The following is a 14196-nucleotide window of genomic DNA, read 5'->3' as shown; positions in this document are numbered from 1 at the left end:
AGTGATTGAAGCCTCTTCGGTCGGGCTGTTCGTCAAAACGGAAAAGGCTATTTTTTGCGCGCGCTAATCGTTAGGAGAGCATAGCAAACATTTTAAAACGACTAGGGGTCTCGTCAGAAATGTACCGTTTAGAGCGGATCGTTATTCGAGGATTTCGTGGCCAAGTTAGGCCGATCGAACTTGACCTTCAGCCAGATGCAAACTTCTTAATCGGACGAAATGGGACTGGTAAAACCACCCTCATTAACATGATTCACGCTGGACTGGCGATGGATTTGCCGACCCTGAGGGAATCTAATTTCGATCGCATTGAATACACATTCAAAAAGCATCGGCGGAGAGCGAAGCCAAAGCTTACGATCATTAAAGAAGCAACTGATGATGGGCAGCCAAAGATCATTTTCAGAGTTGCCCAAAATTCTACCGATGCTCCCGAAGAGTACGTTTTTGCGCGAGCAAGAGTGCGTAGACCGATCATAGCAAAATCTGACGGGGTCGGTCCCGCTGCGGAGAAGCCAAGAGCGAGCCTTCGCGACACGCTCTCGTCAATTTATCAGACCACTTGGCTATCGTTGCAAAGAGGTGCGGATAAAATTCAACGAGATGATGAATGGGAGGATGATACTCGACCAGATGTTGATCGTAAACTAGACGATCTCTCTAATTCTCTTACTCGATACTTCTCTCGTCTGGATAGGCAGGTAAGCGAAAAAACACAGGAATTCCAGAAGGAGTGGTTTCTTTCCTTCTTGGCTACTGATCGTAAGATCCGTGAACGGGATGTGGCTAGGATAGATGAAATAAGTGAGAGGGATGCTCTTCACTCGATATTTTCTGACTTTAATATGGAGCCAAATGAGTACTATTCTCAGATGGATAGGCATTTTAAGCTACTGAGCAGGGCGAAGTCCGCCTTTAGATCAACAGAAGTCGGCATCCCAGTGAGGGACTATCAAGTGGCTATTGATGTTCTTCGACTGCATGCGCTTGTTGAGCAGTGGCAAATATTGGAAAATTCAAAAGAGCTTATATACGGACCAAAATATAATTTCGAAAAAGTCGCATCTGAGATGTTGTTCAGAAAAAAACTTCTGACAAATAATAGCAATCAGATAGTAGTGAATGGGGCAGATGATTCTCCACTCGAACTGAGTAAGTTGTCTAGCGGTGAGAAGCAGCTTTTGATATTTCTTTCAGAAACTCTTCTTCAAGAGCAGAGGCATTATATCTTCATGGCGGATGAGCCGGAACTTTCTATGCACGTCGAGTGGCAGGAGGACTTGGTTCCGGCACTGTTAAAGATAAATCCTAACGCGCAAGTCATCTTTGCGACTCACTCGCCTGACATCGTAAATGTATATCAGGATAATGTGTTTCGAATGGAAGATTTGGTCGATTAAAATGTTCGAGCGGACGACAGCTGGGCAGCAAAATCGTGCGCTGTTCTACGGCGCTAGCTATACCTGTTACGTAGAGGGTGGAGATCAGGATCATGATAGGTCAGCTGATTCTATATTCTGGGATGGGGTTTTAAGAAAATATAGGCCAGACCTGAAAATTGTTTTTCTTCCAAGAGGTGGAAAGCCAGTCGTTGAGGCATTGGCGCGGCAGATCATTGATGATGATATTTCCAACGCAATCGCTGCAATGGATCGTGATTATGACGGGTTGTTAGGGCACGAAATTGCTGACAGTAGGGTGCTTTATTCCCACGGGTATAGCTGGGAAAATGACGCCTTCAGCCCAGAATTTCTCAGTTCCATGGTGAAATCACTCGCTCGCTTGACCACGCTTCCTGCCACTGCGGACGCTGCTCTGGTCGCAGGTTGTGAAAAGCTCTGCAGCGACGTCCAGCGCGCTATCAAGTCGGATTTTTTGGCCCTGAGCGCTGGATCATCCGTACTGCCGCGAAACGCGCCGGGACGTGTGATAAAAGCAGATCCGGTGACAGCATTTCCAAAGATCGATCAAGCCGAACTCATGAAATTGGCAGCTGATGCGAACGTAAAAACCAGATTGCGCAAGCCAAGAATTCTGCCACAAAAAGTATTTGAGTTGCATCATTTGGTGGGGCACTGCTTCCAGCATGCTATTCTGATATTGGTCAGAGCGATGCTGCGAAATGTGGGGGTTAAGAAAGCGGTGAGCATAGATCACTTTGAAGATCTAGCACTTTCATCTATCAGCCGACATTTACAGGACGATCACGCCGGCGTAATAGCGGTCCATCATCAGGCGCAATGCTCTGCTATACCGTGAGATTTTGCTAGGCAGCTTCATTATTCCGTTATGTTATTTAGGAAGGCCAAATTGCTGTGGGTCTTGTGCTGCCTCAACGATGATTTATGCTTGCTCCCTGCCGCTACACGCTGTCTTTCCGAACTCCGGTGTGAGGCGGAAAGCAGCCATCTTGAGGAAGCCCTCGGAATGGCAGTCTTGTCCCAAACCTGCTCAACATAGAAATGCCCGCTTTTAGGCATGGGCGAGATCGCAGTTGAACGGCTTGCATAGGCGCCATACTCGCCCGCACACCCCTCCGCTTCCGCTCCCCAGCAATCACCGCTATAGCCCCGCCATGGTCGCTGCGATCCTCTTGTCCGCGCTGGCGATGACGCTGATCGTCGGGGTGCGCTATCTGATTGCCAGTGGCGGTTTTGCGCTGGCGACGCGGGTGCGGCAGCCGGGCCTCTATCGCGGGCAGGGGCGGCAGATCGGGCGGGAGATTGGCTGGTCGCTGGCGTCCGCGGCGATCTATGGCATTCCCGCCGGGGTCGTCGCCTGGGGCTGGCAGGCGCGGGGGTGGACGCGCATCTATGAGGATATGGGCCGCTATCCGCTCTGGTATCTGCCGGTGTCGGTGCTGCTCTATCTCGCCGCGCATGACACATGGTTCTACTGGACGCACCGGTTGATGCACGCGCCCCGGCTGTTCCGCATCGCCCATGCCGTCCATCATGCCAGCCGGCCGCCGACCGCCTGGGCGGCGATGAGCTTTCATCCTTGGGAGGCGCTGACCGGGGCGGTGGTGATCCCGGCTTTGGTCTTCCTGATCCCGATCCATGTCGGCGCGCTGGGCGTGGTGCTGTCGATCATGACGATCATGGGCGTGTCCAACCATATGGGGTGGGAGATGTTTCCGCGCTGGATGGTGCGCGGGCCGATCGGCCGCTGGCTGATCACCGCCAGCCATCATCAGCGGCATCATGAACAATATCGGTGCAATTATGGCCTCTATTTTCGCGTCTGGGACCGGCTGTGCGGCACCGACCGGGGGCTAGGTGAATTTAGGAAGGAGCGGGCGTGATCGGTCGGCTATTGTTTGCGGTGGTGGTGATGGCAGGGCTGGCGGGGGCGGCGCCGGTGGACCTGGCCCAGCCGATCAGCATGACGGCCGAGGGGCTGCGATCGGCCAAGGGGCGCATCCTGATCTGCGTGGCGCGATCGGCCGATTATTTCCCCGATTGCAGCAAGGACCCGGACAAGCGCCACCTGATCGTGGCGACGACGGGCAATGCCATCCCGCTCGGCAATCTGGCGCCGGGCGACTATGCGATCGCGATCATCCATGACGAAAATGGCAATGGCAAGCTGGATACCTTTGCCGGCATTCCGCGCGAGGGGGTGGGCTTTTCGCGCAATCCGGTGCTGCGCTTTGGCGCGCCCAGCTTCCGGTCGGCCGAGTTTGTGGTGAGCGGCGCGCCAGTGCGGCAGGCGATCAGGCTCAAATATTTCCTGTAACGGTGCGGGCGGCCGCGACCTTGTCGGCAAGGGGTGACGCCCCACATAAGGCGCTGTATGACGGCGGCGACTAACCGCATTGCAGGAGAATGAAGCGTGGCGACCCTGGGACTGAGCGAGGCCGACAAGGCGGCCGTGGAGGCGTTTCGCCAGGATGTGGTGGAGCCTTCGCGCACGAGCCTGGTGATCGTCGACTTCTGGGCCGAATGGTGCGGCCCGTGCAAGCAGCTGGCGCCGGTGATCGAGAAGGTGTGCGCCGACTATGCCAGCAAGGGCGTCAAGCTGGTGAAGGTGAATGTCGATGAAAATGGCTTCATCGCCAGCCAGTTCCGCGTCCAGTCGATCCCGACCGTCTATGCCGTGTTCCAGGGCCAGCCGGTCGCGGACCTGAGCCAGGCGCGGACCGAGGGGCAGTTGAAGCAATATCTCGACCAGTTGCTGAGCCAGTTGCCGATCGAATCGGACGAGAAGGCGCAGGCCGAAGAGATCGCGCCGCTGATCGCGATGGGCGAGGAGATGCTGGCCGGCGGCGAGGCGGAGCGCGCTCTGTCGGTGTTCCAGCAGATTGCCGACATCGCGCCGGACAATGCCGAGGTGCTGAGCGGCCTGCTGCGCGCGCTGGTGGCGCTGGGGCAGCTGGACGAGGCCGATGCGCTGCTCGCCGAACTGCCCGCCGAGATGCAGAAGGATCAGGCGATCGAGCGCGCGAAGGCAGCGCTGGCGCTGGCCCGCAATGCCAGGCCCGTGGCCGACCTGTCGGGGGTCGAGGCGCGGCTGGCGGCCGATGCCGACGATCATGCGGCGCGCTTCGAGCTGGCCACCGGACTGATGGGCAATGGCGACCGCGATGGCGCGGCCGATCAGCTGCTGGAGATCGTCCGCCGCGACCGGGGCTGGAATGATGGCGCGGCGCGCAGCCAGTTGCTGACCCTGTTCGAGGCGGTCGGGCTGGAAGATCCGTGGGTGTCGGCGCAGCGCCGCAAGCTGTCGCAGATCCTGTTTTCCTGACGGATCGGTGAGCCGGTGAATCGCGCGCGCGTCTCGATCTTTCCCCTGTCCGGTGCCTTGCTGCTGCCGGGCATGGAGCTGCCGCTGCATATCTTCGAGCCGCGCTACCGCGCGCTGGTGCAGGATGCGTCGGCGCGCGACCGGCGCATCGGCATGATCCAGCCGCGCAGCGAGGGGCAGAAGCCGCCGCTGTTCGACGTCGGCTGCCTGGGGCGGATCAGCCATATCGAGGCGCTGGACGATGGCCGGTTCAACATCATCCTGACCGGGCTGGCCCGGTTCCGGCTGGTGCGCGAGCTGGAGGTGTCGACCCTGTTCCGCCAGATCGAGGCGGAGGTCGAGCAGGCGCCGCCCGAGGACGAGGCGCTGCACATGGTCGAGCGGGCGGCGCTGGAACAGGAATCGCGCCGCTTCGCCGATGCGCTGGGCTATGCGGTCGACTGGACGGCGGTGTCGCGGCTGGACGATACCGCGCTGGTCAATGGCATTGCCCAGATCGCGCCGTTCGACCCGGCGGCCAAGCAGACCCTGCTGGAGGCCGACACGCTGAGCGAGCGGGCCGACCGGATCATCCAGCTGATGCAGATCGTCGGCCGCGCCGAGCGCGACGGCGGCGCGACGATGCAGTGAGCGAGATTATGAGCGAAGAGGCGACCCCGATCGACCCCTGGCTGCTGGCCAAGCTGGTCTGCCCGGTGACGCGCACGCCGCTGCGCTGGGACGCGGCGCGCCACGCGCTGCTGTCGGATGCGGCCGGCCTTGCCTATCCGGTGCGTGATGGCGTGCCGGTGCTGGTGGTGCGGGAAGCCGTGGCTATAGGCTGACAATATGTCGCCGCTGGGCATGGCTTATTTCAAATGGGCAAGCGTTGCGCTGTTTGTCGCTTGCCTGCCGCTGCCCGGCGTTTGCACGGCGGGCCATTGCGGGCTGGGGATTTCGTACCTCGTCTTTGGTTCGATTGGTTTCCTGGCAGGATGGGCGAACCTGTCGTGGCTCGCCAATCCGATCCTGCTTCTCAGCTGGAAATATGGCCGTCGTCGAAATGGGCTGGTCGGCCTGAGCAGTGCCTTTGTAGCGTTGCTCTTCGCCTCTATTCCGCTGATGGTGAGCGACATCGTGACAAATGAAGGTGGGGTAGCCACCGGCATCGAGGGCTTTGGCGTCGGTTATTGGTTGTGGATGGCTGCCATCGGGGTGATGGTGGCGGGATATATTTTTGAATGGGCAGGCTGGCGGCGTAAAATGGCCTAAGCCCGCCGCCATCGGTATTGTCGGTTCGCTGCCTTCTACCACCGTTCGTTTCGAGCTTGGCGAGAAATACGGGTCTCGCGCTTCCGCTTCTCGAAAAGCTCGAAGCAGACGGTGGGAAAGCCTTATTTGAACGCGGCCAGGCATTCCACTTCGAGCGGGGCGCCGAGCGCCAGGCCGTCGGCGCCGAAGGCGCTGCGGGTGGGCAGGCGCTTGCCCTCGAAATAGCTGACATAGGTGGTGTTGAAGCGCGGCCAGTCGGCCATGTCGTCCAGCATCACCGTGCATTTGACGACATGGCCGAAGTCGAGGCCATTATCCTTCAATATCTTGCCGATCGAATCCATCGCGTTCTTCACTGCCGCGTCGAACCCTTCCTTGTGCGGGTCCATGCCGTCGGGCACCTGGCCGATCTGGCCCGACATATAGAGCATGTCGCCGACCCGGATCGCGGGCGAGAAGGGCAGCTTGGCCGGCAGCGGCTTCTGCGCGGCGGCGGGCGCGGCGACCATCAGGGCAGCGAGCAGGGCAGGGGCGAGCAGCTTTTTCATCATAGGGCTCCGAAAAGGATCAGACGCGGGGCAGGGCGGCGATCAGCCGTTCGACATCCTTGTCATCGTTGAAGACTGATGGCGAGATGCGGAAATGGTTGTCGTGGACGGATAGGCGCACCTGCGCCCGCGCCAGCGGGTCGGTGAGCAGGCCCTTGGCATTGGGCAGGACGCAGCTCAGCAGCGGGCTGGTGGTGTCGGACGGGGTGATGAGGCGATAGCCCTTGCGCGGCAGCTCGTCGCGCAGCTGGCCGATCAGCCGCTGGGCATGGGCCTGGATCGCCGGGACGGTGAGGGCCGAGATATAGCTGATCGAATGATCGAGCATGGCGCTGATCGCCTGGGCATAGGTGCCAGTGCCGAAATGGCCCAGCGCGCCGGGCCGGGCGATATAGCTGGTCGGCGCATCGCCGGGCGGATCGAGCGGGAAGATATGGGTTTGCGGCGGCGAGAGCCCGATGCCGGGCGGCGCACCGGGCGCGGCAAAGCCATAATAGCCATATTCGGTGCGGGGCAGCCGGTCCGCGACGCCGCGCCGGACATAGAGGAAGCCCAGGCCAAAATCGCCCATCAGCCATTTATAGGTGGCGCAGGCGGCGAAATCGACGCCGCTGTCATGCAGGTCGATCGGCATCGCGCCGGCGGCATGGATGATGTCGGCATAGACGAGCGCGCCGACCTTGTGCGCCATCGCGCTGATCGCCTTCAGGTCATGCTGGAAGCCGTTATAGGTGGAGACGGCCGAGACGCTGACCAGTTTCGTCCCCGGCGTGATGGCGCGGGCCATGTCCTCGGGCGCGATGCGGCCCTCGCGCGCCTGGACCCAGGCGACATCGACGCCCTGTTTCGCCATTTCCTGATACATGGGGAAGGCGGCGTAGAAATGGAGCGTATCGGTGACGACGCGGCCGCCATCATGCGGGAAACCGAGTGCGCGCAGCACCGCCTGCTCGCCCATGGTGGTGGACTGGACCCAGGTGATCTCGTCCGCGTCGGCGCCCATCAGCGCGGCGAACTTCGCGATCAGCGCGGCGCGGTCGACCGGCTTGCGTGCGGCGGCGACGGGATCGAGCGTGCGGCCGGCGAGATAGGCGTCGGCGGCGGCTTTGGCGCCCAGGCTCACCGGATGGGTGGAGGCGCTGTCGAGATAGGCGACCGGAGTGGCGGCGAAGCTGGCTTTATCAGGGAGCGACGGCGGTGCGGCGACGGCGCGGGCGGCCTGCGCCGCGACCGGTATCGCAAGCGCTGCGCCCAGCGCCTGACGCCGGCTGAGGCTCATGCCATGATCCGGGCGAGCGCGGTCTTGAACGCCTGCATCTCCGCCGGCGTGCCGAAGGAGACGCGGACCCAGTCGTCCATATGCTTGCGCGGGCCGCCGATGAAGATCTTTTGCCTAGCCAGCGCGGCGGTGACATCGGCGCCGGGGCGACCGACATGGATCATCGCGAAACTGGTCTGTGAGGGCAGATATTTGAGGCCGCGCGCATCGAGCCAGGCGAAGAGATCATCGCGCACCGCCTTGTTATAGGCCTTGCGCTGGGGGAGCAGGGTCGGGTCGAGCAGGCTGGCTTCGGCCGCGACCACGGCGGGCATCGGCGTGATGTTGACGCCATAGTCGGCCATGCCGTCGAGCAGATCCTTGCGCCCGGCGATCAGGCCGCAGCGCAGGCCAGCCAGGCCGTAGATTTTCGAGAAGGTGCGGGTGACCAGCACGTCCGCGCCCTTCGCCACCAGATCGAGGCAGCTCTGGGCATCGCTATAATGGATATAGGCTTCGTCGACGAGCAGCACGGAGCCGGCCGGCTTGTTGGCGAGCAGCCATTCGATGTCGGCGCGCGGGATCGGCAGGCCGGTCGGGTTGTTGGGATTGCAGAGATAATAGACGCCGGCATCGGGCGCGGCGGCGAGCAGCTTGCGGACGTCGGCGGTGAAGTCGCCGGCCAGCGGCAGGGCGACGGCGCGGGTGACCGGCTGGTTGCCCTTGCCCAGGAAGCCCTGGTCGAAGGTCGGCTCGAAATAGGCGATCGGGCGGGTCTTGGACGAATAGGTCAGCGCGACCGACCGCAATGGCATGAAGGAGCCGGGATGGACCTGAACCTGATCGGGCGACAGGCCGTTCTGGCGCGCGAAGAGGCTTTCCAGCTTCGATGCGAAGGCCATGCCATAGCGGCCGGCGAGCGGATCGAGCCCGGACAGCGCCTGCAACGCGGCGGGGGCGGGGCCGAGCGGATTTTCATTGCTGTTGATGAAGATGCCGTCGGTCAGCGTGGCGACCATCGCCTTGGGATCATCGCTCATCGCCACCTTGCGGTCGCGCTGGGCGAGGGCGGGCGCCGCGCTGGCGAGCGCTGCCGCGCCCATGGCGCCGCGCATCAGCATGCGACGGCTGAGATTGTCCGGACGCTCGGTCATGCTGTATTTCTCCCCCGAAGATCACAAAAAAAGGGCCGGTCCTTGGCGGACCGGCCCTTCATTTTTACGCGCTTAGAACCTGAAGTCGATACGGGCGTAGTAGTAGCCGCCCGCCGTGCTGTAAGGACCATGGCCATAGGGGCTGTCATAGGCGCCCGAGCCATTGATGTACGGCGACTGGCCGACCGGTACGGTCACGCCCTTCAGCAGCTTGGGCACTTCAGGCTTCTGGTTGAACAGATTGTTCGCACCCAGCGAGAAGGTGACCGCATCGGTGAAGTCGTAGCTCACTTCCAGATCGGTGATCGGGGCGGCCTTGACCACGCCGTTGAAGTAGAGCTGGTCAGCACCACCGGCGCCGTCCTGGATCAGGAAGCCGCCTTCGGGGACGATGATCGCCCCGCTGCTGTTGCGTGCGGTGAAGCCCGGCCGGATCAGCATGCTGGTCTTGCCATAATAGGTTTCACGCAGGTTCATGCTGAACGGGCCGCTCTTGAACAGGGCGCCGAACACGATCTTGTAGTCGGGCGTCGAGTCTTCGATATTGCTTTCCGATGCCGCGTTGAACAGCGGATAGCCGACCTTGTTGTTGGTGATCTTCGTCTTGTTGTAGTTGGCGTTCAGCGACAGGTTGAGCGAGCCGAAGTCCAGCGCCACCGGATAGGAGGCCGAGAAGTCGATGCCGGTCGTCTTGGTATTGATGCCGTTGGTGAAGCTCTGCACACCGACGGTCTGAAGCGCGGTATCGAGGACGATGCCCGCCGCCGCCAGGGCGTCGAAGATCGCGGCCGCACCCGGCTGGACCACGCCACCCTGGACCGCGTTACGCGATGCAGTTGCGGTGATGCGGTTCTTGATCTTGATCATGTAGGCGTCGACCGTGACGGCCAGCTTGGGCACCGGACGGACCACGAAACCAGCCGAGAAATTCTTCGACTTTTCCGGGCCGAGCGGACCGAAGCCGAGCAGCTGGGCAGCCGGGGTACCGGCGGGCAGCTGGGCGACGGCGCTGGTCGGACCGACGTTGATGGTCGAATATTTCTGTTCGGCCAGTGTCGGTGCGCGGAAGCCGGTGCTGGCCGTGCCGCGGATGGCGAAAGCGCTGCTGAAGTCATAGCGGGTGGTGATCTTGCCGATCAGCGTGTCACCAAAGTCGCTATAATCTTCATAGCGACCGGCAAGGTCGACGCTCCAGCCATCGACCGGCTGGGCGATGAAGTTGATGTAACCGGCCTTGGAATTGCGGGTGAAGCGGCCCGCGTCGGTCGCCTTGTAGCCCGGGAAGGACTGAACGCCGGTCTTGTAGGTCGAGTAGAAATCGCCCTGGACGATTTCATACATGTCCTTGCGATATTCGCCGCCGAAGGCGAAGGTCAGCGGAGCGGCCATGCCGACGTCGAATTCCTTGCGGATGTCGGCGTTGATCGTGGTCTGGCTCAGGCGGAAGCCGCCATCATAGGCCTTGTCGGGGGTGTTGGGCGTGCCGATGCCGGCGAGCGCTGCGGCATAGCTTTCCTGCCAGACTTCGCGATGGGCCGACTTCTCGGTCCAGATCTCGTTCTTCTGATAGCCATAGGTGCCGCTGAGGTCGTAGTTCCAGTCGCTGCCCAGTTCGCCCTTGGCGCCGACGGTGAAGCTGTATTCGTCTTCGATCACATGCTGCAGCGGAACCATGCCGTAGGTGCCGGTGTCGCTGTAGCAGATATTGGGATTATAGGCCGCCGAGGTGACGTTGCCGCCCAGATTGCCGCTTTCATAGCAGACGCGCTTGGGATGGCGGTAACCCTGCTTGGCCCAGCCTTCGCGCCGGGACACGTCACCAAAGGCATAGAGTTCGACGCCGCCGAAATCATAGCCGGCGTTAAAGAAGGCGACGTTCAGCGTCGACTTGGGCTGGCCGCCATTGATGTTGGCCAGCGCGTCGCCGGCCAGGTTGGACCATTGCGCCGGGGCGTTGGGCTGGAGCGTGCCGTCGAGCTGGGTAACCTGGACCTGGCCCTTGCCGGTCGTGGTATAGTCCTGGCGACGGTGGAACAGGGTCAGGTCGAAATAGCCGTCCTCACCCAGTTTGAAGCCGACATTGCCCGAGGCGGAGAAGAGTTCGCCTTCGCTGTTATAATATTGACCACCGGTGACCTTGAAGGTGCCGCCGTCGGTCTGGTCCTTGAGGATGAAGTTGATGACGCCGGCGATCGCGTCGGTGCCATAGACGGCGGCGGCGCCTTCCTGGAACACTTCGACCTGCTTGATCGCGTCTGGCGGAATGAGGTCGATGCTGGGCGCGGCCGAGCCGGAGAAGGCGCCGAGAACCTGAAGGATGCCGTTGCCGTGGCGACGCTTGCCGTTGACCAGGACAAGCGTGTGGTTGGGCGACAGGCCGCGCAGGCGGGCCGACAGCGAGAAGCTGGACATGTCGGTGCCCTGCGTCTGCGCTGTGAAGCTTGGCACGATCTGGGTGAGGACCTGGTTCATGTTCGGCTGGCCGACATGGCTGATCGCGTCTTCGCTCAGCACCTGGATCGGTGCGGCGGATTCAGCGGCCGACATGCCGACGGCGCGGGTACCGGTAACGATGATGGCGGCGCCTTCGTCGGTCTGCGGTTCCTGCGGTGCTTCCTGTGCAATTGCAGCAGCGGACCAGGACGAAGCGACGATCAGTGATAGTTTAAGAGCGGATAATCTTGTCATTCTATGCCCCCTGTTATGCATTATCGTGACAAGGGGGAAAACGAGCGTTGGTGAAATAACCGCTATTGCACTGCAAAAAATATGACGTAATTTGAAATATTTCTACTACGTTTCTGGTGTGGGATTCTCTAGATTATTTGTGCGTTGGTTGAATCTGCAAATGACAATCGCGCGCAGTTGGTGACGCATTTTGCAATCGACTGGCATGGAGGATTTTTCATTCTCGTTCGTTGTTCATGGTCCACTATTTTATATTTGTTCAGTTTCCTTTTGCTGTTGCGAGCAGCTTCTGTGCTTCCGCGCCGGTCCAGTCCATGGCGCCGACGACGCGGGCGACTTCCTTGCCCTTGGCGTCGTAAAGCACGGTCGTCGGCAACACGCCGGTGGCATAGCCCAGGCCCAGCTTGTTCTCCGGATCGGTCCAGCCCTTGAGGTGCGGCAGCTTGTGCTTCGCGAAGAAGGGCTTGATCGCGGCCTGGCCCTGCACGTCCTGCGAGATCGTCAATACGGCCAGACCCTTGTCACCTTCGCTGTCACTTTGCTCGGCGAGGGCATCGAGCGTCGGCATCTCCGCGACGCAGGGCGCGCACCAGGTCGCCCAGAGATTGACGAGCAGTGGCCGGCCGGCAAAGTCCTGCAAGGTCGCCTTGCCCCCTTCGGGATTTTCAAAGGCGAAGCTGGGGGCGGGGGTGCCCGCCTTGCTGCGGTCGATCATATAGTTGAATTCGCCCTTGGCACTGCCTTTGGTGGCGGGCTGCGCCTCGTCGCTCGTCACCTCGCCGCTGGCGCTCGCATTGGCTTGCCCCGCAGGCGGGGATTGCCTATCGCAGGCCGCCAGCCCAGCCAGCAGGAGCAGTGTCATTACCGAGCGCAAGGACGATTTCATGGAAGCAGGCTCCAACAGCATGTGGGGTGGCCGGTTCGCGGCCGGCCCGGCATCGATCATGCGTGAGATAAATGCCTCCATCCCCTTCGACAAGCGCTTGTGGAAACAGGATATCGCCGGATCCAAGGCGCATGTCGCGATGCTGGCCAAGCAGGGCATCGTCGATGGCGAGGATGCGCAGGCGATCACCGAGGGGCTGAACCGGATCGCGGCGGAATATGAAGCCAATGGCGTTCCGGTCAATCTGGACCTGGAAGATATCCACATGGTCACGGAGTCGCGGCTGGCCGAGTTGATCGGCCCGGCGGCGGGACGCCTGCACACCGCGCGCAGCCGCAACGATCAGGTGGCGACCGATTTTCGCCTGTGGGTCCGCGACGCGATGGACGAGGTGATGGCGGGCCTGGCCGGGTTGCAGCAGGCGCTGCTGGCGCGGGCAGCCGACCATGCCGACACGGTGATGCCGGGCTTTACCCATCTCCAGTCGGCGCAGCCGGTGACGCTGGGCCATCATCTGATGGCCTATTATGAAATGGTGCGCCGCGACCGCAGCCGCTTTGCCGATGCGCGCGCGCGCCTTGACGAATGCCCGCTGGGCGCCGCCGCGCTGGCCGGCACCGGCTTCCCGATCGATCGCCATGCGACGGCGGCGGCGCTGGGCTTTGCCAAGCCGACCGACAACAGCCTGGACAGCGTCAGCGACCGCGACTTCGCGCTCGACTATCTGATGGCCGCGACCCAGGCGTCGCTGCATCTGTCGCGCCTGGCCGAGGAGTTCATCATCTGGGCGAGCCAGCCCTTTGGCTTCGTCAAGCTGCCCGACGCCTATTCGACCGGCAGCTCGATCATGCCGCAGAAGCGCAATCCCGATGCGGCCGAACTGGTGCGCGGCCATGCCGGCCGCATCATGGGCTGCATGACCGCGCTGTGCGTGACGATGAAGGGCCTGCCGCTCGCCTATTCCAAGGACATGCAGGACGACAAGCCGCCGGTGTTCGAGGCGCACGACCTGCTGGGCCTGTCGATCGCGGCGATGACCGGCATGATCGAGACGGTGACCTTCCGCACCGACCGGATGCGGGGCCTGGCCGAAAGCGGTTTCGCCACCGCGACGGACCTGGCCGACTGGCTGGTGCGCGAGGGCGACATTCCCTTCCGCGAGGCGCATCATATTACGGGCCGTGCCGTGGCGGCGGCAGAGGAGGCCGGCGTGCAGCTGGCCGACCTGCCGCTCGATACGCTGAAAGCTATCGATGCGCGTATCGACGATCGCATCTATGCGGTATTGACGGTCGACGCGTCGGTCGCCAGCCGCAAGAGCCATGGCGGCACGGCGCCCGATCAGGTGCGCGCGCGGATCGCCGCGGCGCGCGCGACACAGGAGTGAGGCAGATGGCACGGCATGTCCGCAACGGGCTGATGATCGGGGCAATGGCGCTGGCGCTCGCCTCCTGCGGTGGTCGTGAATCACTGAAACCCGTGGCGGGCCAGAAATTGCCCGCCATTCCGGTGGGCGCGGCAACCGCGCCGACCGCCGCCGACCTGACCGACCCCGGCACCCAGGCGCGCCCCGAGCGCAACGTGGAATTGCTGACCCAGTCGCGTCAGCGCGGCAATGACGAATTCGATCTGCCGCCGGAAAGCCGGCCGCAATAATAGTCCCTA

At 61.8% G+C, this 14196-nt stretch carries 15 protein-coding genes; 10 read left to right on the top strand and 5 right to left on the bottom strand.

Features of this window, described 5'->3' with window-relative positions; all coding sequences use genetic code 11:
- Positions 1-119: 119 nt before the first annotated feature.
- The 8 genes from PMI04_RS16835 (at position 120) to PMI04_RS16800 (ending at position 5997) form a co-directional block, all read left to right on the top strand.
- Positions 120-1400 carry an AAA family ATPase gene (locus tag PMI04_RS16835; protein WP_081491043.1) on the top strand — a complete coding sequence of 427 codons (1281 nt, stop codon included), beginning with the start codon at positions 120-122 and terminating at the stop codon, positions 1398-1400.
- A complete protein-coding gene (locus PMI04_RS16830; protein WP_007714224.1) occupies positions 1369-2259 on the top strand; it encodes a DUF4435 domain-containing protein in 891 nt (296 codons plus the stop codon). Before PMI04_RS16835 ends, PMI04_RS16830 begins: the two co-directional genes overlap by 32 nt.
- A gap of 316 nt (positions 2260-2575) precedes the next feature.
- Positions 2576-3304 carry a sterol desaturase family protein gene (locus PMI04_RS16825; RefSeq protein WP_007714226.1) on the top strand — a complete coding sequence of 243 codons (729 nt, stop codon included), beginning with the start codon at positions 2576-2578 and terminating at the stop codon, positions 3302-3304.
- The gene (locus tag PMI04_RS16820) at positions 3301-3738 is read left to right on the top strand and encodes a DUF2141 domain-containing protein (RefSeq protein ID WP_007714228.1); all 438 of its coding nucleotides are present in this window, start codon (positions 3301-3303) and stop codon (positions 3736-3738) included. Before PMI04_RS16825 ends, PMI04_RS16820 begins: the two co-directional genes overlap by 4 nt.
- Before the next feature lie 96 nt (positions 3739-3834).
- Positions 3835-4746: a tetratricopeptide repeat protein gene (locus PMI04_RS16815; protein WP_007714231.1), complete on the top strand. Its 912-nt coding sequence runs from the start codon at positions 3835-3837 to the stop codon at positions 4744-4746.
- Positions 4747-4761: 15 nt separating this feature from the next.
- Positions 4762-5376, top strand: coding sequence for an LON peptidase substrate-binding domain-containing protein (locus PMI04_RS16810; RefSeq protein WP_007714233.1), 615 nt, complete (start codon positions 4762-4764; stop codon positions 5374-5376).
- Positions 5377-5384: 8 nt separating this feature from the next.
- A complete protein-coding gene (locus PMI04_RS16805) occupies positions 5385-5570 on the top strand; it encodes a Trm112 family protein (RefSeq protein WP_007714235.1) in 186 nt (61 codons plus the stop codon).
- Positions 5571-5574: 4 nt separating this feature from the next.
- A complete protein-coding gene (locus PMI04_RS16800) occupies positions 5575-5997 on the top strand; it encodes a hypothetical protein (protein ID WP_007714237.1) in 423 nt (140 codons plus the stop codon).
- Positions 5998-6119: 122 nt separating this feature from the next.
- On the opposite strand, the gene PMI04_RS16795 is transcribed toward PMI04_RS16800, so the two are convergent.
- From PMI04_RS16795 to PMI04_RS16775, 5 genes are all read right to left on the bottom strand, one after another.
- A complete protein-coding gene (locus PMI04_RS16795; RefSeq protein WP_007714238.1) occupies positions 6120-6545 on the bottom strand; it encodes a RidA family protein in 426 nt (141 codons plus the stop codon).
- Between the two features lie 19 nt (positions 6546-6564).
- Positions 6565-7824, bottom strand: coding sequence for an aminotransferase class V-fold PLP-dependent enzyme (locus PMI04_RS16790; RefSeq protein ID WP_007714239.1), 1260 nt, complete (start codon positions 7822-7824; stop codon positions 6565-6567).
- Positions 7821-8957, bottom strand: coding sequence for an aminotransferase class I/II-fold pyridoxal phosphate-dependent enzyme (locus tag PMI04_RS16785; RefSeq protein WP_007714241.1), 1137 nt, complete (start codon positions 8955-8957; stop codon positions 7821-7823). The genes PMI04_RS16790 and PMI04_RS16785 overlap by 4 nt, the downstream gene beginning before the upstream one ends.
- A 72-nt stretch (positions 8958-9029) precedes the next feature.
- Positions 9030-11645, bottom strand: a complete 2616-nt coding sequence (locus tag PMI04_RS16780) for a TonB-dependent receptor (protein ID WP_007714242.1) — start codon at positions 11643-11645, stop codon at positions 9030-9032.
- Positions 11646-11904: 259 nt separating this feature from the next.
- On the bottom strand, positions 11905-12507 hold the full coding sequence (locus tag PMI04_RS16775; protein WP_037487257.1) for a TlpA disulfide reductase family protein: 603 nt from the start codon (positions 12505-12507) through the stop codon (positions 11905-11907).
- Positions 12508-12550: 43 nt separating this feature from the next.
- On the opposite strand from PMI04_RS16775, the gene argH reads away from it, so the two are divergent.
- Positions 12551-13918: an argininosuccinate lyase gene (gene argH, locus PMI04_RS16770; protein ID WP_007714246.1), complete on the top strand. Its 1368-nt coding sequence runs from the start codon at positions 12551-12553 to the stop codon at positions 13916-13918.
- A 5-nt stretch (positions 13919-13923) separates the two neighbouring features.
- Positions 13924-14187: a hypothetical protein gene (locus PMI04_RS16765; RefSeq protein ID WP_007714248.1), complete on the top strand. Its 264-nt coding sequence runs from the start codon at positions 13924-13926 to the stop codon at positions 14185-14187.
- The last annotated feature ends 9 nt before the right edge of the window (positions 14188-14196 follow it).

It is taken from the genome of Sphingobium sp. AP49 (genome assembly GCF_000281715.2).
GTDB lineage: Bacteria > Pseudomonadota > Alphaproteobacteria > Sphingomonadales > Sphingomonadaceae > Sphingobium.
This window is presented reverse-complemented; position numbering and strand designations above follow the sequence as displayed.

What these genes read in the sequence shown, in the direction of transcription:
- PMI04_RS16765 (WP_007714248.1), top strand. Translation starts at nt 13,924, where the DNA reads ATGGCACGGCATGTCCGCAACGGGCTGATGATCGGGGCAATGGCGCTG.
- argH (WP_007714246.1), top strand. Translation starts at nt 12,551, where the DNA reads ATGTGGGGTGGCCGGTTCGCGGCCGGCCCGGCATCGATCATGCGTGAG.
- PMI04_RS16800 (WP_007714237.1), top strand. Translation starts at nt 5,575, where the DNA reads ATGTCGCCGCTGGGCATGGCTTATTTCAAATGGGCAAGCGTTGCGCTG.
- PMI04_RS16795 (WP_007714238.1), bottom strand. Translation starts at nt 6,545, where the DNA reads ATGAAAAAGCTGCTCGCCCCTGCCCTGCTCGCTGCCCTGATGGTCGCC.
- PMI04_RS16825 (WP_007714226.1), top strand. Translation starts at nt 2,576, where the DNA reads ATGGTCGCTGCGATCCTCTTGTCCGCGCTGGCGATGACGCTGATCGTC.
- PMI04_RS16780 (WP_007714242.1), bottom strand. Translation starts at nt 11,645, where the DNA reads ATGACAAGATTATCCGCTCTTAAACTATCACTGATCGTCGCTTCGTCC.
- PMI04_RS16835 (WP_081491043.1), top strand. Translation starts at nt 120, where the DNA reads ATGTACCGTTTAGAGCGGATCGTTATTCGAGGATTTCGTGGCCAAGTT.
- PMI04_RS16785 (WP_007714241.1), bottom strand. Translation starts at nt 8,957, where the DNA reads ATGACCGAGCGTCCGGACAATCTCAGCCGTCGCATGCTGATGCGCGGC.
- PMI04_RS16805 (WP_007714235.1), top strand. Translation starts at nt 5,385, where the DNA reads ATGAGCGAAGAGGCGACCCCGATCGACCCCTGGCTGCTGGCCAAGCTG.
- PMI04_RS16830 (WP_007714224.1), top strand. Translation starts at nt 1,369, where the DNA reads ATGTGTTTCGAATGGAAGATTTGGTCGATTAAAATGTTCGAGCGGACG.
- PMI04_RS16790 (WP_007714239.1), bottom strand. Translation starts at nt 7,824, where the DNA reads ATGAGCCTCAGCCGGCGTCAGGCGCTGGGCGCAGCGCTTGCGATACCG.
- PMI04_RS16775 (WP_037487257.1), bottom strand. Translation starts at nt 12,507, where the DNA reads ATGACACTGCTCCTGCTGGCTGGGCTGGCGGCCTGCGATAGGCAATCC.